General features: G+C 63.4%; 10 protein-coding genes and 2 pseudogenes. 8 read left to right on the top strand and 4 right to left on the bottom strand.

Features of this window, described 5'->3' with window-relative positions:
- Positions 1–5: 5 nt before the first annotated feature.
- The 6 genes from BT264_RS34125 (at position 6) to tssM (ending at position 14393) form a co-directional block, all read left to right on the top strand.
- The gene (locus BT264_RS34125; RefSeq protein ID WP_371287138.1) at positions 6–662 is read left to right on the top strand and encodes a phosphorylase; all 657 of its coding nucleotides are present in this window, start codon (positions 6–8) and stop codon (positions 660–662) included.
- 371 nt (positions 663–1033) lie between these two features.
- Positions 1034–2911 (top strand): type VI secretion system baseplate subunit TssF, encoded by a 1878-nt coding sequence (gene tssF / locus BT264_RS34120; protein WP_072444938.1) that lies wholly within the window; start codon positions 1034–1036, stop codon positions 2909–2911.
- Between the two features lie 70 nt (positions 2912–2981).
- Positions 2982–8906, top strand: coding sequence for a type VI secretion system tip protein TssI/VgrG (gene tssI / locus BT264_RS34115; RefSeq protein WP_072444936.1), 5925 nt, complete (start codon positions 2982–2984; stop codon positions 8904–8906).
- A gap of 278 nt (positions 8907–9184) precedes the next feature.
- Positions 9185–9439, top strand: a complete 255-nt coding sequence (locus tag BT264_RS34110) for a PAAR domain-containing protein (RefSeq protein ID WP_072444934.1) — start codon at positions 9185–9187, stop codon at positions 9437–9439.
- A gap of 48 nt (positions 9440–9487) precedes the next feature.
- Positions 9488–10411 carry a type IVB secretion system protein IcmH/DotU gene (icmH, locus tag BT264_RS34105; RefSeq protein WP_072444932.1) on the top strand — a complete coding sequence of 308 codons (924 nt, stop codon included), beginning with the start codon at positions 9488–9490 and terminating at the stop codon, positions 10409–10411.
- Positions 10412–10439: 28 nt separating this feature from the next.
- The gene (gene tssM, locus BT264_RS34100; protein ID WP_072444930.1) at positions 10440–14393 is read left to right on the top strand and encodes a type VI secretion system membrane subunit TssM; all 3954 of its coding nucleotides are present in this window, start codon (positions 10440–10442) and stop codon (positions 14391–14393) included.
- Positions 14394–14502: 109 nt separating this feature from the next.
- Here the strand turns inward: tssM and BT264_RS34095 are convergent, their stop codons facing one another.
- Positions 14503–15495, bottom strand: a complete 993-nt coding sequence (locus BT264_RS34095; RefSeq protein ID WP_072444928.1) for an MlaA family lipoprotein — start codon at positions 15493–15495, stop codon at positions 14503–14505.
- Positions 15488–18121, bottom strand: coding sequence for a hopanoid transporter HpnN (locus BT264_RS34090; RefSeq protein WP_072444926.1), 2634 nt, complete (start codon positions 18119–18121; stop codon positions 15488–15490). The genes BT264_RS34095 and BT264_RS34090 overlap by 8 nt, the downstream gene beginning before the upstream one ends.
- Before the next feature lie 333 nt (positions 18122–18454).
- Between BT264_RS34090 and BT264_RS34085 the strand changes: the two genes are divergently transcribed.
- Positions 18455–19051: an MlaC/ttg2D family ABC transporter substrate-binding protein gene (locus BT264_RS34085; protein WP_034181524.1), complete on the top strand. Its 597-nt coding sequence runs from the start codon at positions 18455–18457 to the stop codon at positions 19049–19051.
- An 85-nt stretch (positions 19052–19136) separates the two neighbouring features.
- Here BT264_RS34085 and BT264_RS34080 read toward each other — a convergent pair whose 3' ends face one another.
- Positions 19137–19781, bottom strand: coding sequence for a response regulator (locus BT264_RS34080; protein WP_072444924.1), 645 nt, complete (start codon positions 19779–19781; stop codon positions 19137–19139).
- A 30-nt stretch (positions 19782–19811) separates the two neighbouring features.
- A pseudogene (locus tag BT264_RS34075) lies at positions 19812–20900 on the bottom strand (cache domain-containing protein); the annotation flags it as partial.
- A gap of 122 nt (positions 20901–21022) precedes the next feature.
- On the opposite strand from BT264_RS34075, the pseudogene BT264_RS34070 reads away from it, so the two are divergent.
- Positions 21023–21256: pseudogene (locus tag BT264_RS34070) on the top strand (IS5/IS1182 family transposase); the annotation flags it as partial.

Here is a 21256-nt window from a genome sequence, read left to right as displayed (position 1 = left end):
CGGGGATGGCGTTCGAGGCACGCATCGCGCGCGGCGACGGCGTCGAGGCCGTGTTCGCCGCGCGGGCCGACCGGCTCGAGCGCGCGCTGGCCGACGCGACCGCGCACGGTTGCGCGGGCATCGTGAGCTTCGGCACGGCGGGCGGGCTTGCGCCCGATCTGGAACCCGGCGCGCTCGTGATCGCGAACGCGATCGACGGGCCGTTCGGCCGCGTCGAGACCGATACGGGCTGGAGCGCGCGGCTCGTCGCCGCGCTGCACGACACGCCGGTATGGGCGCGCGTCACGCGCGGCACGATCGCGGCCGTCGGCGCGCCGGTCGTCAGCGAACAGGAAAAGGCGTCGCTGCACCACGCGAAGGGCGCGCTCGCCGTCGACATGGAGTCGCACATCGCGGCGGCCTTCGCGGCCGCGCGCGGCGTGCCGTTCGCGGTGTGCCGCGCGATCGTCGATCCGGCGTGGCGCACGCTGCCGCGCGCGGCGACGGCCGGCCTGCGCGACGACGGCAGCACGGCGATCCTGCCGATCCTGCGCGAATTGCTGAAGCAGCCGTCGCAGCTCGGCCCGCTGCTGCAGGTCGCCAGCGATGCGCGCGCGGCGCGCACGACGCTGATCCAGGCGCGGCACGCGTTCGAGCGTGCGGGTGCGATGCGGATCGTCTGAGCGGCGTTCGCCGCTTTCTGCTTTTCCCCTCCCCTTCTTTTTTCATTTTGCGTATGCGCAAAATGCGCGCTGCATCATGCGGCGCGCTTCGTCCATTCGAGACCAGTGCAATTAGCACAACGGTGTGGAGAATGAGATTCCTGAGATCTCCAAGCACGGAACGCCGACACTGAATTTCAGCGGTGGATCCTATTGCGGATGATCAGGATAACGACTCATATCTCAAAAAAGCTCACGGCTTAAGGCATGCGAATCCAGCCTATCAGTTCCGTCAGGTATTTTTTGAGACGGCCTTTGAGGCTAGCATTCAATGCATTGTCGACAGCGAGTCTGTCGGAGGTCTTGTACGGAATCCAGAATTATCTCTCGTCATGAACCCTCGTCTCCTTGATGCTTACAACCGGGAATTGCTCTATTTCAAGGAATTGATGGAGGAGTTCGCCCAGGCACATCCAAAAATAGCGCGTCGGCTCGGCATGCATGCCGGTGAGATCGCCGACCCCGTTGTCGAACGTCTGGTACAGGCAGCGAGTTTTTCAACCGCTCGGCTGCAATTGAAACTGGATGCAGAATTCCCCCTGCTGACCAGTCGACTGCTGGAAACCGTCTATCCGAATTACGTCGCACCGACGCCCTCGATTGCCGTTGCTTGCCTCCATCCCGATGATCAGGAAGGCAGTTTGCTCGAAGGGTTTTGCATACCTCGCGGCACGGAGTTCGCGAGCCGTGTGCCGGACGGCGAACGCACCTCCTGCACATTTCGTAGCGGTCTGGACGTGACGCTGTATCCGTTGGAGATCGTTTCTGCGAGGTTGACGGGGGTTCCACCTGATATTCCATCGATAGAACGATATGGCGTCGCACACAGGCCGATTCGCGGTGCGCTGCGTCTCAGGCTCCGTACTACGGGCGAAGCACGATTCAATGAGTTGCGCGGTCTGGATCGATTGCCCGTCTACCTGGCAGGTGACGAACGTGTGGCGTCACGGCTGTTCGAGTTGATCCACGCTGGCGCCGTGTCATCCGTGACGGGGGTGCCGAGCCGCTTTGCTGATCCCGATCAGGCACTCGGGATCGTCTTCGATCGGGCGGTCGACTACACGGGATTGACTACCGACGAAAGTTTGCTGCCACTGGCCGGGTCGAAGTTTCACGGTCATAACCTGCTGCACGAATATGCAGCGTGCCCCGCGCGTTTCTGGTTTTTCACGCTGACCGGTCTGAATGCGGGGCTGCGACACGTGACCGATCGTGAAGCCGAAATTGTCGTGTTGCTCGATCGCTTCGACAGTGCACTGGCCGAGCACGTCGACGCATCCCGGTTTGCACTCTTTTGTACACCGGTCATCAACCTGTTTCGTCGCAAAACCGATCCTGCCGAGATACCGCGCATGGGCGGCGAGATTCTGTTGCAACCTGACAAGCAGAACGGCTCGGACTACGAGGTGTTCGCGGTGGAAGCGTTGCATGGTCTTGTGAGCAAAGGCGCGGTGTCGCTTGAGTTTCGTCCCTTGTATCGAGCACTGGTGAACGACGAAACCAATCACGGGCGCCATTTCACGACGCGCCGCGAACATCGCATGACGGAGGCGTCATGTCGCCGTTACGGTGCTCGCGTCCCGTACACAGGTACCGATGTTTACGTTTCGCTGGTTGATCAGGACGAGGCACCCTATTCACAGGCAATGAAATATCTGTCGGTCGACGTCTGGTTGACGAACGGTGGTCTGCCAAGCTTGTTGATACCTGATGGCACGACGGACCTGACCGTTGGTATCAGTGCGCCGGTAAGCCGAACCAGACTGATTCGTGCGCCGAGCCCTGCGCGTGCGCCGCTTGCACAGGGGAGCGTGGCATGGCAGTTGATCGGTCAATTGAATCTCGGCTACGGCAAGTTGGAGGCTAAGGATGGAAGCGGACTGCGCGACATTCTCGCTTTGTTCGCTGCTGCCGACGATGTGCGCTTGCGCCGTCAGATCGACAGCCTGATCCATATCGATACGCGTCCCGTGACGAAGAAGCTGCCCGGGCAGAGCCAATTGCGGTTCGGTCGCGGCATCGAATGTGTGCTGACGGTGGATGAAACGGGCTTTGACGGCACGAGTCCGTATCTATTCGGGACGATCCTCGAATACTACGTAGCGCGTCACGTTTCGACACATTCCTTTACTCAGTCCGTGCTGCGCTCGCTGCAGCGCGGCGAGTTGATGCGCTGGCCGGTTCGAATGGGGACGCGCAGCGCACTCTGATTCACGGGGGAAATCGGCTCATGCAGTCGGTAACACAGAACAACAATCAAGCGAACGAGGGCCAGCACGCATGTTGAATTTCAAGACGAACCGGACGCTTTCGGTCAGCGGCCCTGCGCTGCCGGAGCTGGAAGGCATCGCATCGCTGCTGTATCTGAGCGCGATCCGCGGTGCGGAACGACTCTCCACGTTGTACGCCTATGAATTGTGGCTGACGACGCCCGCCGATCCGCTGCTGCCGGTCGACGTGCTGGCCAACCTGGATTTGAAGGCGATGCTCGGCAAGGAACTGACCGTCACGATTCAACTGGACGGGATGGGCAGCTTCGTCGCGGGAATGGCCGGGCAAGCGGGCGCCGTCAATCTGGGTGCCGGCACGCGAGAAATCAGCGGTGTCGTGACGGCGGCGAGTTACGTGGATCAGTTGAATCGTCAGTCGCGCTACCGGGTCGTCCTGGAACCCTGGTTCGCATTGGCGCGAGAACGAACCGACTACCGCATCTTTCAGCGCAAGAGCGTGCTGGACATTCTGCGCGAGGTGTTCAGTCTTTACCTTTACTCGTTCGAGATGCGCGTTGGCCGCACCTATAAGCCGCTACGCTATCAAGTGCAGTACGGCGAGTCCGATTTCGCATTCGCGCAGCGATTGATGGAAGAGCACGGCATCACGTGGTTCTTCGAACATTCGCAAGGCATCCACCGAATGGTACTGGTCGATGGTCCAGGTGCTTACCGGCGCGTGGAAAGCGTTGCGTACCAGACGCTTGCGTACTACCCGCCGGGCCAGAAGATCGATCGCGAGTATGTCGACCATTTCGAAGCAACCGAGCGTCTGCGCTCGGGGGGGTGGACCACGGACGATTTCGACTTCGAGAAGCCGGGTGCGACGCTGACCACGCAGAATAGCCTGCCGCGCGATACCGCGCACAATCAGCTCGAACGTTACGAATGGCCGGGTGACTACACGGAAACAGAGGACGGCCGCGTATTCGCGCAGGTACGCATGGAGGAGATTCACGCGCAGGGCGAGCGGGCGAAGGGCGAGGGCAACTTGCGCAACGTAGTGTGTGGCGCGACCTTTGTGCTGACTGGTCATCCGATGGCGATCGCCAATCGCGAATATCTTGTGATCGAGTCGGAACTGGACGTGAAGGAAACCGGACAGACCACCGGGTTTTCAGCCTACGCGATTCGCAGCAAGTTTATTGTTCAGCCGTCAACCACGGTATTCCGTCCGCCGCGCACGATCAGGAAACCGCGCACGCGCGGTCCGCAAACGGCGATCGTGACCGGGCCCGAGGGTGCGGAGATCTGGACCAACAAGAACGGCGAGGTGACGCTCAAGTTCCATTGGGACCGATCTAGCGTGAAGGACCAGAATTCATCGTGCTGGGTGCGGGTGTCGTATCCGTGGGCGGGCAGCAACTTCGGCGGAATCCATATTCCCCGAGTGGGCACCGAAGTTGTCGTCGATTTCGAGAACGGCGATCCGGATCGACCGATCGTGACCGGGCGCGTCTACAACGCGATGACGATGCCCCCGTGGACGTTGCCGGCCCATGCGACGCAAAGCGGGATCCTGACGCGCTCGACCAAGGGCGGCGGATACGGCAACGCCAATGCGATCCGCTTCGAGGACAAGAAGGGTGCGGAGCAGGTCTGGATTCAGGCCGAGCGCAATCTCGATGCGGTGATCGAAGCCGACGAAACACACACGGTGGGGCATGACCGCACGAAAAGGATCGGCCACGACGAGACGGACCATATCGGACGTCACTGGAAGTTGTCGACCGGCGGCTACAAGTTCGAGACGGTGACGCTCGCGTCGGTGAAGAGCGTGGGCATGGGCGCGATGCTCAACGTCGGGATGGCGTACAACGTCAACGTCGGCGGGCTGTACTTGCGTAACGTCGGATTGCACATGGCGAGCACGGTCGGCCAGAACCGGACCGATCGCGTCGTGCAGGACTGGACGGCGGATGTCGGACACACCTACACGCTGACCGTGCGCGGTAAGGCCGTTGGCGACGCGGTGAGCGCCGACCAGGCGAACCCGATCGAACCGTCGCCCGACTTCGCTCCGCAACTGCCGGTGCCGGTATCGAGCTCGAACGCAAACCAGCTGCGCATCGCGGATACCGGCGAAAGCAGCCTGTCGGGCGCGAAACAGGCGCAACTGACGGGCCCGGGCGGGACGGTCACCATCGACGAATCCGGTATTCACCTGAAAGGCACGGCGATTTACCTGCAAGCGCCGACGATCAGCATGACGAACGGCGATGCAGGCGGCCTGGTGCCGGTGACCGAAGCCGATTGCGCGGAGTGCGCGAAGAAGACCGTCAGCGGGAACCCGGTCGACCTTGCAACGGGACAGAAGGTGCTGTCGCATACGGACTTTACGTTGCCGGGGCGCGTCTCGATTCACTGGAGCAGGAGCTACCGAAGTGCGGACCAGCGCAGCGGTAGCCTGGGCGTGGCGTGGAAGTTGCCGTATGCGACCGAGGTGCGCACGAGTTCGGCGGGATTGGTCTACTTCGATGCGGACGGGCGGCAATTGCAGTTTCCGGCGCTGAGCCCCGGCGAAGAACACTTCCATCCGATCGAAAAGATCACGCTGACACGCGGTGACGACAACGCGTCGGGCGCCACCTACGGACTGCGCTTCGGCAACGGCGTCGAAGAGCATTACAGCCGTCACCCGGTCGACGAGACCCGCTGGCAGTTGCAGCGCGTCACGACACGCGACGGGCAGAGCCTGACGCTCGGCTATACGGCCCAGGGCTGGCTGGAAACAGTCCGCAACAATCGGCATACCGTGCGCTGCGAACTGGACGACGTCGGCCGGATCACAAACGTACTGCTCGATCAGGGTTTCGGAAGTGAGCCACTGCACCTGACGCGCTATGTGTACGACGCGCACGGTGATCTGATCGCGGCCACCGATCGCGAGAACCTGACGTGGCGGTACGGCTACGACAACCATCTACTGACGACCTATCGCACGCCGGCCGGCGCGACGCACGTATCGGAGTGGAGCGATGACACGCCGAGCGCGTACTGCCTGCGCACCTACGCCTATACCGAGAACGCCGATGGCCAGCGGGTCATCACGAGCGAGACGCGTTTCGATTACCTGCCGTCGTTGCGTGCGACACGGGTGACGGATGGCTTGGGGCACACGACCGAATACCACTACAACGGTTTGTGGGCGGTCGAGAGGATCGTGCATCCGGACGGCAGCATCGAGCAAACGCATTTCGACGAGACGGGAAGCGTGGCGGGCTACACGGACGGGCTTGGCCGCACGACGCGGATGGTGAACGATACGCGAGGCAATCCGACGTCGATCATCGATCCGGCGGGCCAGGTCACGCGCATCAGCTACAACGACCAGAACTTGCCGCAGCAGATCACGGACCCGGCTGGACAGGTCTGGCAGCGTAGCTACGACGGGCAAGGTCACCTGACGAACGAAACCGATCCGCTCGGGAATGTGACGCGTTACACATACGAAAACCGCTTGCCGGTCACGCGCACGGATGCGCTGGGCAACGTGACGAAGATGCAATGGGACGACGCGGGGCAGCTCATGGCGCGCACCGATTGCTCGGGGCAGACGACGGCCTATCAGTACGATCAATTCGGCCAGTTGATCGAGACCACGGATGCGTTGGGCCAGGTCAGCCGCCACAGCGGCAGCTTGTCTGCGCGCGTGACGGCGGTGCAGCCGGCCGGCATGGGTTGGTGGAAGATCGAATACGACGACGCAGGCAGGGCAATCGCGCATACGGATCCGCTCGAGCGTGTGACGCGGGTGGACTGGGATGGATACGGGCAGCGCACGCGAATCGTCGATCCTGCGGACGGTACGCAACAGTTCCGGTATGACGCGATTGGCCGTCTGACGACGCTGATCAATGCGAACCGGGAAGCGACGACGTTCCGCTACGACAGCCGAAACCGGTTGATCGAACAGACCGGCTTCGACGGCCGCCGGCAAAGCTACCGGTACAACGCGGCAGGGGAAATGGTCGAGCGCATCGATCACGGCCAGGACGGGCAGATCACTACGCATGTGACCTACGACGTGCTCGGGCGCCCGGTGGAGCGCAGATCGAGCGACGGCAGTCAGGCGAGTTATCGGTACGACGCGCGGGGGCTGCTGACGCAGGCACAGGCGATCTCTCCAGGCCGGGCGCCGGTTCAGGTCACTTACGAATACGACGCGGCAGGGCGCCGCACGGCAGAGGTGCAGGCGCATCACGGGCGCGTCTGGCGACTCACGCACGGGTTGGATGCGATCGGGAATCGCGACTGGACGCACGTGCCGGAAATCGGCTCGCTGGTGTGGCAGCGCTACGGTTCGGGCCATGTTCACGGGTTGCTGCTGGACGAGCATCCGCTGGCGAGCTTCGAGCGCGATGCGCTGCATCGCGAGATTCAGCGCACGCAAGGTCCTGCGTCACACCACTTCGGGTATGGTGCGAACGGCTTGCTGGCTGCGCATCGGTGGCAGAACCTCGATGAACGTGGGCGCTCGCTTGAACATCCGCGAGCCTGGCGCGCGTGGCAATACGACGCGGCCGGCCAGCTCACGACACTGGACGATGCGTGGCGGGACAAGAAGACGTACCAGTACGACGCGTTGTCGAGACTGACGCACGTGACGGCGGCAAGCGGCACGGAAGCGTTTCATTACGATCCGGCGGGGAACCTGCTGGGTGCTGCGCCGACCCTGAACGGCGTGCAGGCATGGAAGGCAAGCGGCGATCGGTTGCTGCGGTTTGCGCCGCAGACGCGCCCGGATCGGCCGGTGGATTTTACGTACGACGGGCACGGGAATCGCATTGCGCGGACGGTGCCGTTGCCGCCGAAGCCGGAGTTGAGCGAGACGGAACAGCGCAGCCAGCGCGGCGCGGACAACCTGCTGCGGGTGATGGAAGTGCTAACGGGCACGCCGAAGTACGAGGAGCCGACAGAAGAGCCGGAGGTGACGCGGTATCGATACGACGGGAGCCACCAGTTGATCGCGATAGAACACGCGGACGGTGCGAGGAGCGAGTACGAATACGACGCGCTCGGGCGGCGGGTGGCGAAGCATCACACGCAGGCGGGCGGCGTGCGACAGACGTCACTGTTCATGTGGGACGGGGACTGGATGATGCAGGAAGTGCGGACGGGGCGTACGGCGCACGACGATAACGCTGTGACGTACGTGCCGCATCCGGATCACGAAGGTCCGTTGACGCGGCTGGCGGATGGCGAGGCGTGGCATTACGTGACGGATCACCTCGGGACGCCACAGGAGTTGTATGACGAACAACGCGAGGTGGTGTGGGCGGCAGACCTGAGTGCGTATGGGCGCACGAACCGACGGATCGCGCATGTCGTTGACAATCCGATACGGTTTCCGGGGCAGTACTTTGATGCGGAATCCGGGCTGCACTACAACAGATTGCGGTACTACGATGCGGAAATTGGACGTTACATTAACCAAGATCCAATTGGATTGCTGGGTGGATCGAATCACTATTCCTACGCCGACCGAGATCCTGTCAATAGAATCGATCCAAGTGGGGCATTCGCGTTTCTTATACCGGTAGCGCTCTTTGTTGGGAGAGCCCTGGGCGGAGCTGCTGTTGATGCTGGTATTCAACTTGCAAAGCAAAGGGTTCTCACGGGAAAAGTAAATTGGAAGTGTCTGGACGTGGCTGATATGGCAATTTCTGGCGCGTTTTCTGCAATTCTACCGGGGCTGGGTGCTTCCGCAGGGAAGGCAATCAAGTCCGCGAAGGCGGCACGGACTCTGTCTGGGCAACTGAAGACTGCGCGTAGTACTTCCAAAGTTGCGAAACTTAGTAAGAGGATTGATGCGCACAAGTCGGAAATTTTGAACCAAGTGAAACTTCAAGGGGCAATCCAAGGTGGAAAAGCAGTTATGAAAGGGGCTGCGGGATGTCCTGTATCAGACGATTGCGATGAGGAGGTAGATTGAAGTTCGATAGAAAATTCAGTAAGGTGAATATTTATTGTGTTTTGGTGTTTTTGGGGGTTTTGCCATATTGGTGGTTGAAATCCAGGTTGGGTGCAATTTATTTTGTGGGAATTTACGTATTGTACGCGCTAGCTATAAGACTGGTGGCTGAGAGATTTGGGAAAGAGGACTGAATTTCCGTCTTCTCATCAACGGTCCCGTCGGCAGTGCGTAACAGCCTGAATTTTTGCCTGAGAGCGTGTCGGGTACATAGAGATAGTTGTCTGAAGGGGTTTTGAATGTCAGCTTTTGTCGCAACGCTTGGCACGTTGACTACCCATAGCGGCGAAGTTACGTCAGCCAGCGCGGGTGTCACGATCAGTGGCCGTCCTGCAGCATGCGTAGGCGATTCCGTGTCGTGCCCATTGCACGGCCCGGGCGTCATTACGAACGGCGGTTTCGGCACGATCAATGGCCGCCAAATTGCTCATCACGGCAGCAGCACGAGTTGCGACGCGACTCTGGTGGTGTCTGATGGCGGCCCAACAGTTTGATCTTGCTTGCGTTGAGCACGATGAACCGAATTCTGAATTTCCGCCGGCATGGCTCAGTCCGTTAGCGCACCCAAAACCGTATCGGCTCGACGCGTGCCCACACCACCGCGACGACCGAACAGCACCTTTCTCTCTGGCAAGAACACGAGGCAGCGATCCAACTCGCGCCACAGTCGTCCATCGGGATCGATTTCGCCGCCTGAAGACGAGCAGACGAGACTGGCTGCGGTACGTGGTCACCGCAATGCCTTGCTGGAGGCGAGCAGAGTGCTGCTTCGAGCGTTTGTGGATATGCCCGCGTTAATCGGCCTCGGCCATGACGAACGCTTGCGCGACCTGCTGATGGACGAAGTTCGCGTATTCGAGCGCCTGTGTGTGCGGGCCAATATCCGCGACGAACATGTGATCGGTGCACGATATTGCCTATGTACCGCGCTGGACGAAGTTGCAATGCGCGAACTTGTCGCGCGAGGCGACACGTCCGGGAGTGTCGCATGGGCTTCCGGTGCGTTAACCCAACGCATTGGGGAGGACAACCAGGGCGGCTCGAAGATCTACGCGTTGTCGCTGCGCTTGTTGAAAGACGAAGCTGACCACTGGCCGTTGCTCGAAGTGATCTACCGGATTTTCAGCTTGGGGTTTGAAGGTCGGTATCCGCATGGCAAGACGTTCGGCGTGCACGACCGGGTACGAGAGCGGATTTGCAACGCGATTGCCGTGCACCTCCCACCTGTTCCTGATGCGCTTTCGCCCCACGCGCAATCTACCGCAACGGCTCGCCGGACATTCCATTTCGAAATCCCGGTCTGGATGTCGGTGGCCTTGCTGTCAGTGGCGCTTTGCGCGCTGTATGCCTTTTGCCGCGCCGAGTTGGACGCGCAAGCGGACGATGTGCATCGACAGCTCTCCAACATTGCGCGTGTAGCTTCAGGCAGTGCGATCGACCCGGCCGTGGTCAGCCCGGCACGGTAGTGCCAGGGGGACGCCATTCCCCGTACACATGAAGAAGATTCTCTCGTTTCTGCGCTCGCGCCATCTGTGGGCCATTGTGACGGTGATTGCCGCTATGGCCGTGATCTGGTTTGCCGGCCCGCTGGTGAGTTTCGGTGGGCTGCACCCACTCGCGTCGGTCGGCATTCGGCTGACCTTGATCGCGTTGGTCCTGTCCGCATGGATCTTGTGGCTGATCGATTGGTCGACGAGCATCGTAATCGTCGCGCTGCTCTGTCTCGCGATCTGGCATACCTTCCCGCTTCTGACGTTGGCCGGCAAACCGCTGTTTGCGTCGGTGATGGTCCGCGTTCTGGCAATGGCCGGCGTTGTGCTCGTATATGCCGTGTCGATGTCGCTCAGATGGTGGGGGCGCATGCGCCGGCATCCGAGCGAACTCAGACGTTTGCTTCGACTCGGCAAGCGTGGCGCTCGGCCGTTGGCCGCATCGCGCCTGACGACGATCGAAGACATGGCCCGTGCAGCGATCACGCAGTTGAAAGCCCGGCGCGGTGGTACCCATGGTTTGGCGCGGCTGTTTCAATGGCCTGCGTATCTCTACGACGTGCCGTGGTATGTCGTGCTGGGTTCGAAGGGCTCAGGCAAGACCACGGCGCTGCTTAATGCGGGTCTGGTATTCCCGCTCGATGCGCAACTTCAGCATTCGCTTGCGCCCGATGACGCCCGGGCTTTGCCGGGTTGGCGGTTGACAAATGAGGCGGTGCTGATCGATACAGCGGGCCATTACGTACAGCACGGCACGTCGCGCTACTCGCTAACAACGGAGCCGCCAGAAGCATCGAATGACGGGCAACCGGAAAAGCGGCCGACCGACAGCGGCGGGCTTCGCAGAGACTCCGACGCTGCAGAGTGGAAGGGATTTCTCCGGCTACTTCGCCGTATCCGCCCTCGCCTGCCGCTGAATGGCGTGCTGTTGACGATCGATGTCGCCGCGTTGACGCACACGGACCTCGACGTGCGTACGGCAGAGAGCCGTGCATTGCGGGCACGTCTCGAAGAGATGGAAACGGAGTTCGGGATCGGATTCCCCGTCTGGCTCATTGTCACGAAAATGGACCGGCTTCCGGGCTTCACCGGCTATTTCGCTTCGCTTGGCGAGCGGCAGCGTGCGCAGATATGGGGCGTGACATTGCAGTTCGACCCGGAGGCGCGGATGGACGATGTGACCAGGACTGAATTGAACCTGCTGGCAACGCGTCTTGCTGATGGTGTGAGTGGTCTGCTTCGCAACGAAACCGACCTGGCTCGTCGTCGCCAGTTGGCGATGCTGCCAGAGGCATTCACGGCACTGACGGAGCCGCTGGCCGATCTGATCGGGCAAGTGTTTGCCGCAGCCGACGACGGTGCGCAAACAGTACCGCATGCGCTGTTCCGAGGTGTTTACCTGACGAGCGCGGGCCAGACCGGCCAGCCGGTCGCTGCGGAGCATCAAACGCTGTTGCAACGCATGACGGGCGCATCCGGCTCGCAATGGCCCCGCCCGCGAGGAGAGCGTAGTGAAACCAGCTATTTCCTGCGCGATTTGTTGCCCGGGGTCGTATTTCGAGAGGGGCATCTCGCCCGCCCGAATCGGAACCGGGAGCATCGTGTGCGCTTACAGCGGTGGCTGGGGCATTCCCTCGTGTGGGTGATCGCCGCAGGGTTGTGCACGAGTCTTTGGAACAGCTTTGTTGCGGAACGTGCGTCCCTGGGCACACTAGCGCACAAGACACGTACGCTGGCAGCCTTGCTGGCACGAAGTGACCTTTCCGCCAATCCTGAGCGTGTGCCGATGATGCTGGACAGTGCAAACGCACTGTTGCGCGACACAACGCATCTTGCCAACGATTCCGAGGTCGCGTTTCGCCTCGGAACGGACCGCCTCAATATGATCGAGTCCGACAGCCGCCATGTGTACGAGGCGCTGTCGGAGCAGGTTGTGTTGCCGCAAATCGTTCGCCGGATGGAGGAGATGATCAAAAGTGCCGCGGCGAGCGGTGATGCCAAGGCCGCTTACGACGCATTGCGCGTGTACTTGATGCTACACGACCGGGCAAGATTCAACGCGAACGACGTCAGGATGTGGGTGCTGGATGATTGGGCGCGGCACGACAGTGCAGCGATGTTCGGTGGGCGCGCGACAATGATCGGCCACGTACAGCGACTGTTTTCCGAAGAACATGTCGTGCAGTCGCCACTGTCCCGCAACGAAGGAATGATCCAGCGGGCGCGCGCATTTCTCGACGGCAGCAATCCGACCGATCGTCTTTATCAGCGCGCCATGGCGTCGATGTCGAAAGACGCACCCCGCGAATTTTCGCTGCTGCATGTCGTCGGGCCACAAGCAGGTGCGGTATTTACGCGCGCCAGTGGAGCGCCGTTATCCAGCGGTGTGCCGGGAATCTATACGCTGGAGGGGTATCGGGCGGTGTTCAGCAAACGCCTGCCAGAATTCCTTCAGGTGGCAAGCGAAGACGATGCCTGGGTAATGGGACGCCGGACGCTCGATGATTTCGCAAAAAATCCAGTTGGCGCGTCAAACGTATCGAACCGGAATGGCGACGCGCTGTTGACCGCGATCACGCGTCAATACCTGAGCGAATACGCTCAACAATGGGACGCGTTTCTTGACGACATTCGCGTCGTGAGCGGAACGAGTCTTGCCTTCAACTTGACGGTACTGCGAGCCCTCGCTGCGCCCGATTCGCCGCTGACTCGTCTAGCGCGGGCGGCGGCAAACGAAACGACGCTGACCCGTCCGATGGCGAAACCGGACGGCTCCTTTCTGGAAAAAGCGACCGAGGCTGTCAACCAACAGGCCGAGAGGATACTGGGGCCGCGTGCATCGGAGCAGGTTGAGCGCGAGTTGGTAGATAACCGCTTCGCGGCATTGCGTGAAGTGGTGACGGGCCATGCCGATGCGCGATCGGAGACGCAGTTGGCCGGGGCGTCGGTGAGCAAAACGGGCCTGGACGGCGTTACCGGTCTGTTGAACGACTACTACAAGACGCTCACGATTTCCGACAATGCGCTGTTGAACAACAGCATGCCTCCGGTGAGTGAGAACGCTGCGAAGCTCAAGATGACGGCTGACACGATGCCTGCGCCGGTTCGAGCAGTCTTGCATCAACTTGCTGTCGATGGCTCGCGTGGGGTGAACCAGGGTATCGGCCAACTACTGTCGCGCCAGATGCAGGCAGCCGTTGCAGACACCTGTCGCATGACGATCGAAGGCAATTATCCGTTTGCGCCTGATAGCACGCGTGACGTCGGTATCGACGATTTCACGCGCATGTTCGCGCAGGGCGGCGTGATCGATGACTTTTTCATGAAGACGCTCGCACCGTTCGTCGACACTGCTGCGAAGCCGTGGCGCTACGGAACGCTGCCGGGCGCGACCGAACCCGTTCAGGGCCCGGACCTCGAGCCATTTGAGCATGCGAAGGCGATCCGCGACATTTTCTTCTCCGATCCTGATCGTAAGAATCCGAGTTGGAAGGCTGATATCCGATTCCCTGAGCTCGACCCAACGATCATGAGCCTGTCGCTCGACATCGACGGACAGGTGACGCTCTATCGACATGGTCCGGTCACGCCATTCACGGTTACATGGCCGGGACCGCGTGGCGGCTTCCGTGCTCAGATCTCGGCGAGTCCGCGCATCCGGCCGGACACTTCCACGATCGCGGCGGACGGGCCGTGGGCGCTGATGCGGTTGCTCCGGAAAGGTCATGTGGTCGAGGCTGCCACACCGGGCCTCACGCGAGTTGCGTTCAGTTTTGATGGTCGTCAGGCAGTACTCGACATTGCGAGCGCGGGAACTGTTGCGAACCCGCTGACAAGCGATGTGCTGACGACGTTCCGGTGTCCTGGGACGATGGCGGTGTTCAACCTGCCAGATAGCGGCCCGCCGCCGGGATTGCCCCGGGGCGGACTACCGGTAGCAAACAAGGGCGGGCTTTGAGCGAACGATGAGCAGCCTGAAACCGATTCGCCGACGTTGTTCCGGTTGAAGTCGTCGGCCCGATCCTGGACGGCTGGCGTGTTGCCCCTCGGATCAGAGGCTGCCGCCGTTACTGCGCGGCCGGACTGCTCGCCGGCACGGTCGGTATCGCCGGGGCGATCGGCGCACCGTTGGCGGCCGGCGCCGTCGTGGCGCCTGCCGATGCTGCCGCCGGCGCACTCGCCGGCATCGCATTGTCCGCACCCGGATCGTCGTACTGCGGCAACCCCGGCGCGGCCGGCGCGTTGTTCGGCGCGGCGCCCGATGCGCCGCCCGACTCGCCCGGATCCTCGTAGTTCGGCAGCCCCGGCACGGCCGGCGTCGCGGCCGGCACGGCGCCCGATTCGCCCGGCTCGCTGTAGTTCGGCAGCGCGGTCGACGACGACTGGCTGCGATACGTCAGCGACTTGCGCTGCTGCAGGTACGCGTCGCGCACGAACGAATACGGATCGAGCGCGGCCTGCTTCAGCAGGTCGGTCGCGCCGAGCAGGTCCGAACGCGCGCTGATGAACTGCGCGATGTACATCGGGTTGCGCGCGGCCGGCTCGATGTAGTTGAGCAGGTTGAAGCGCACGTCCACCGCACGGCCGACGCCGTCGCGGACCGTGCTCGGCCCGAACACGGGCAGCACGAGATACGGGCCGGACGGCACGCCCCAGCGCGCGAGCGTCAGGCCGAAATCCTGGTGATGCTTCGGCAGCCCGGCCGGCGTCGCGATGTCGATCAGGCCTGCGACGCCGAACAGCGAGTTCATCGTCACGCGCATCAGATCCTGCGTCGCATCGGTGATGCGCAACTGCAGCAGGTTGTTCGCCATGTTGCCGAGATCGCCGAGGTTCGAGAAGAAGTTGCTGATCGCGGTGCGCACGGGCGTCGGCGTGATCTTCTGGTAACCCTTCGCGATCGGCACGGCGATGTTCGAATCGACGGCGTCGTTGATCTTGTACATCGTCCGGTTCATCGGCTCGAGCGGGTCGTTGGGATTGCGGTTCGGTCCCGTCGCGCAGCCGGTCAGCATCGCGCTGGCGGCGACGGTCGCCGCAATGATTCGCACCTTATTCATTGATTCCTTGCGATTGGTTCTTGGCGCGTTTGACGCGCGGTTTGCCCATCAGGACGGGCTGGAACACCACGGCGCCGATCAGCGTGCAGGTCAGTGCCAGCGCGAGCAGCTTGCCCATGCTCGACGTGCCCGGGTGGTGCGACAGCCACAGGCTGCCGAATGCGGTCGCCGTCGTCGCCGCGCTGAACAGCACCGCGTGCGTGAGGCTCGAATGCAGCAATCCCGTCTGCCCCGCGCGCCACGCCATCACGAAATACACCTTGAACGCGACGCCGACGCCGAGCATCAGCGGCAGCGCGATGATGTTCGCGAAGTTGAGCGGCATGCCGAGCACGACGCACATCTCGAGCGTCACGACGCCCGACACGAGCAGCGGCACCAGCGTGCGCAGCACGTCGCCGAAGCGGCGCAGCGTGACCCACAGCAGGATCGTGATCGAAATGATCGACCACCCCCCCGCATGCAGGAACGCGTTGATGATCGTGTCGGCCGAATGCAGGATCGAGATCGGCCCGCCGGTCGCGCCCGGTTCCGCGGCCTTCACGGTCTGCGCGAAACGGCGCAGCATCGTGTCGTCGTTCGGGTCGACGCCCTTCGGCACCTTCGGCGAGATCTGCACGAGCGCGTGGCCGTCCGGCGCGACCCAGTCGCGCACGAGCGGCGGCGGCAGCGATGCGCGCGTGATGTCCTGCGGCTGCAGCAGCGCGGCGAGCTGGTTCAGTGCGATGCGCAGCGTATCCGAGAACGCGCGCTCGGCGCGGTCGCGCGTCGCGCTGTCGGCGGCGGCGAGCTTCGCGAGCGACGCGGACAGGTGTTGCGCGGCGGCCGCGCCCGGGCCCGGGTGATCTTCCGCCGCGTAGCCGAGCAGATCCGACACGCGCTTGAGCGCGGCGACGCGCTGTGCGTCGGTCGCGGGCGGCGCGGCCGGCTGCGTCAACGCGGGCAGCAGGTCGCTCGCGGCCGCGGCGATCGCCGTGCGCTTGGCCGGCTGGTCGGCGGGGATGAAGGTCGACAGGGTGGTCGTGCGGCCGACTTCGGGCAGCGCGTCGAGACGCTTCGCGGCCGCATCGGCTTCGGCGAGCGACGGCGCGAGCAGCGTGACGTCGTTGACGGCCGCTTCGGGCGAATCCTTCAGCGCGAGCAGCGTCGCCATCGATTCGCTGTTCGGATCCTTCAGGTGCAGCGGGTTGAAGTCGAAGCGCAGGAACGCGAGCAGCGGCAGCGCGCCGATCACGACCGCGAGCGTGCCGATCAGGATCGGCTTGCGATGGCGATCGAGGAAATCGTCGACCGGCGCGAGCCACGGGAAGCCCGGCGTCTTCGATTCGCCCGGCGGCGCGAACAGGCGCAGCAGCGCGGGCAGCAGCGTGAGCGTGGTCAGCAGTGCGACGAACATCCCGACACCCGCGATCAGGCCGAGTTCGGACACGCCGCGATAGGCGGTGGGGATGAACGAGAAGAAGCTCGCCGCGACGGCCGCCGTGGCCAGCGCGAGCGGCATGCCCATCGAGTGCGCGGCGCCGATCAGCGCGTGATCGATGCGCTGGTCGCGGAAGCGTTCCTCGCGGTACTTCACGCCGTACTGGATCGAGAAATCGACGCCGAGGCCGACGAACAGCACCATGAACGCGACCGAGATCATGTTCAGCGAGCCGACCATCGCGAGGCCGAGCGCGGCGGTCACGACGAGGCCGACGAACAGCGTGACGAGCACCGAGCCGATCATCCGCTTCGAGCGCAGCGCAAGCCACAGGATGACGAGCACGGCGAGCAGCGTGAGCGCGCCGTTGAGCGCCGCGCCGTCCTCGACCGATGCGAATTCATCGTCGGCGAGCGGCTGTTCGCCGGTCAGGTGCACGGCCGCGCCGTAGCGCTTTTCGAGGTCGAGCGAACGGGCAGCGTCGCGAATCACCTGGCTGGTTTCCGCGCCGGCCTTCAGCGCGCCGTAGTTGACCACGGGCTGCACGGTGACGAATGCGCGCGCGGGCTGCCGCGCGGCATCGCTGTCGACCAGCGCGCGCCACGAGAACGCGGCCGGCTTGCCGGCCAGCACGTCGTCGACCGTCGCGGCGCTGCGCGCGAGCAGCTTCGCCATCGCCGGCAGTTTCACCTGGCCGGTCAGGAGCGGCTGGCCGAGCGTGGTGGCCAGCGTCGTCGCGAGCCCGGTCAGGCTCGGGTTCTTCGCGAGTTCGTTGACGAGCGGGCGCGCGCTCGCGAGCTGAGTCGTCGTATCGGAGACTTCCTGCGGCGACAGGAACAGCAGCCCGTTGTGCTCGAAGAACGGCCCGCCGCCGGGCTCGGCGACCTGGCCGATGCGACCAGCTTCGGCCTGCTTCTGCAGCGCTCCGGTCAGCGCATGCGCGGCGGCATTCGCGAATTCGGGCGCGGGCGCCTCGACGACCGCGAGGATCGTGCCGTTGCGTTGCGGGAACGCTTTATCGACGGCCTGGCCGAGCGCAGCCCATTGCGGTTCCGCATCGACGAGCTTGCTGATGTCGGTATTGATCTTGAAATGCTGCGCGACGTAGACACCGCTGAGGGCAGCGATGACGAGCGACAGGACGACGACCCAGACGGGACGGCGCACCGACCACGCAACGAGTCGGACGATGAGAGATGTCACCATGTGGCGGTGGGGAGCGGCTGGCAAGGGCAAAGTAGCCAAGTATACCGGCGCGGCGTGGCGACTGACGTGACGTTGCGGGTTTCGGGGCGGGAAGGAGATTTGTTCGCGGCGGCGGAATCGATACCGGTGGCCGGCTGTTTTGTAAGGGGATATTTACATAATCGGAGCTGAGCTCAGCTGCGCCATCGTGCCGTCACTCGCGCCTGTGACAAATGAAGCTGAAAGGTAACAGTCGGTCACGGCGCGGCAACCGGGCGTCGGGCCCGGTATACTTTGCCCCACCGGCCGATGCAAGGAGCCGGTCGTTTTTTCCCATTGAGCGCGAATATTCGTATGAAACGTCATCTGTTTGCTTTCGTCGCGGCCGCCGCCGTGTCGGTTTCCGCTTTCGCGCAGAGCGCGCCGGTCGACATCGTCCGCAATGCGGTCGAGGGCACCGTCACCGCGATGAAGGCCGATCCGGCCGCACGCGGCGGCGACATGGCGAAGGTCACGCAGGTCGTCGAGCAGCGCTTCCTGCCCGCGACCAACTTCGAGCGCACGACCCGCATCGCCGTCGGCGACGCGTGGAAGCAGGCGACGCCGCAACAGCAGCAGGAGCTGTACAAGCAGTTCAGGCTGCTGATGACGCGCACCTACGCCGCGTCGCTCGCGCAGCTCGGCAGCCAGGACGCGAAGTTCTCGTTCAAGGCCGGCGGCGCATCGGGCGCCGACGCGCTCGTGCAATCGACGGTGACGACGCCGGGCGACAGCCAGTCGGTCGGCTATCGGCTCGGCAAGGTCGGCAACGACTGGAAGATCTACGACATCGACATGTCGGGCGCGTGGCTGATCCAGGTCTACCAGGGCCAGTTCAAGAGCCAGCTCGCGTCGGGCGGGATCGACGGGCTGATCGCGTATCTGCAGAAGCACAATTCGCGGACGAACTGACGGCCGCTGCGCGGCTCGCGGTCCGGATGCATGAAGGGCGCCCTCGGGCGCCCTTTTTCGTTGCGGATCGCGGTGTCGCGCTACCCTACCTACGCCGATGCTCGACCGCGAACTTGATCAGCTCGGCCTGCCCTTCGATCTCGAGCTTGCGCTTCAGGTTGAGCCGGTGCGTTTCGACCGTGCGCACCGACAGCCCCGTCTGCTGCGCGATCTGCTTGCTCGACAACCCCTCGGCCAGCGCATCGAGAATGTCGCGTTCGCGCGGCGTCAGGCGATCGAGCGGCGACGCGGTCGCGCTCGCGTGGATCATTCGCGCGGCGAGCCCTTCGCTGAAGAACGTCTGCCCGGCCAGCACCGCGCCGATCGCGCGGACGATCTCGCTCGCGGGCGAATCCTTCAGCAGATAGCCGCTCGCGCCGGCACGCACGGCCTGCGTCACGTATTCCAGGTTGTCGTGCATCGACAGCATCAGCACGCGGATGCCGGGGAAGCGCTCGTGGAATACGCCCGCGAGCATGATGCCGTTCATCCCGTTCATGCCGACGTCCATCAGCGCGAGATCGGGTTCGAGCGACGCGGCGAGCGCGAGCGCCTCGTCGGCGTTGCCGGCCTCGCCGACCACGGACAGGTCGGCCGCTTCGAGCCGCATCCGCAAGCCGTCGCGCACGAGCGGGTGATCGTCGACGAGCAGCAATCGGGCGGCGGGCCGGGCGGTGTCGGGGGCGCTCATGCGAAAGGTCTCCTGTTATGGGGCGTGTCTTCACGCGGCGCTGCGCAGCGGCACGCGCGCGGCGACGATCGTGTGGCCGACCTGCGACGTGATCGTCAGCATGCCGCCGAGCGCGTCGAGGCGTTCGCGCATGTTGCGCAGGCCGATGCCGCGGCGCGCGTCGGCCTGCGAGCGTTCGGCGTCGAAGCCGCAGCCGTTGTCGGCGATGGTCAGCGTGACGGATTGGGCGCCGATGTCGAGCGTGACGGCCGCGCGCGACGCCTGCGCATGATGCACGATGTTGCTGAGCGCTTCCTGCGCGATCCGGAACAGCGCGGTGTTGACGGCCTCGGGCAGCGGCCGCGTGCCGCTGTGCGCGACCTGCGTATAGCCGATGTCGATGCCGCTTTCGGCGCCGAGTTCGCGGACCAGCTGCTCGAGCGCGGCCGCGAGGCCGAGATCGTCGAGCATCGACGGACGCAGCGCATGCGAGATGCGCCGCACTTCGCGCAGCGTTTCGCCGAGCCGCCCGACGCCCGACACGAGCGCCTGCTCGGCCTCGGGCACGCGCGACGTGCCGCGTTCGAAGCGCGCGAGCGCGGATTCGAGCATCAGCTTCGCGGACACCATCATCTGGCTGATCCCGTCGTGCAGTTCGCGCGACAGCCGCGCGCGTTCCTGCTCCTGCGATTCGACGACGCGCTGCGCGAGCAGCTTGAGCTTCGCGTCGGCGCTGCGCGACTCGCTGACGTTCAGCACCAGCGCGCACACGGCGATCGCCGCCGCGCCGGTGAGCGCGATCGCGGTGAGCCAGCTCATCGTGCGCTCGATGTTCGCGGACGCGCGCGCGTCGATGCGCTGCAGCGCGGTGTCGACGTCGTCGAGATAGATGCCCGTGCCGACCATCCAGCCCCAGCGTTCGAGCGCGACGACGTAGCCGAGCTTCGGCGCGACGCGGCCCGTCGACGGCCGCTGCCATGCGTAGCGCACGTAGCCGCCGCCGTGCGACGCCGCGCCGATCAGCTTCTGGATCGTCAGCGCGCCCTGCGGGTCGCGCATCGACCAGAAGTTGTGACCGACGCGCTCAGGCTCGCGCGGATGCATCAGCGAATTGCCGTGCAGGTCGTACACGAAGAAGTAGTCGACCATGAACAATCGTGAGCGCCTTATGTGGCGTGGTTCTGAACGCCAAATGAGGTTGTGAGAATTGCAGGGTACGGGCATATTGACGCGTGAACCCTGCAAATTTCGACGAGGTGCGGATGGGTCCGAAGACGCCTGTGACGGAGGGAGATTTCTTCCGGCACCCGTTGCGTGAACAGATCAACTTGAAGCATCCACTGGTCAGTTTGGCCGATCTGATCAACTGGGATCGGTTGGGTGCATCGATGAGCGAGAGCTTCGTTTCACGCAAGGGCCGGCCGGCCACCTCGCCAAGGCTGATCGCCGGCCTGCTGTATCTCCAACACGCGTTCGACCTGTCCGACGAAGAAGTC

The sequence above is a fragment of the Burkholderia sp. NFPP32 genome (assembly GCF_900119325.1).
Lineage (GTDB): Bacteria > Pseudomonadota > Gammaproteobacteria > Burkholderiales > Burkholderiaceae > Burkholderia > Burkholderia pyrrocinia_C.
The sequence above is the reverse complement of the archived record's forward strand: the minus strand, read 5'-3'. Positions and strand labels throughout refer to the sequence as shown.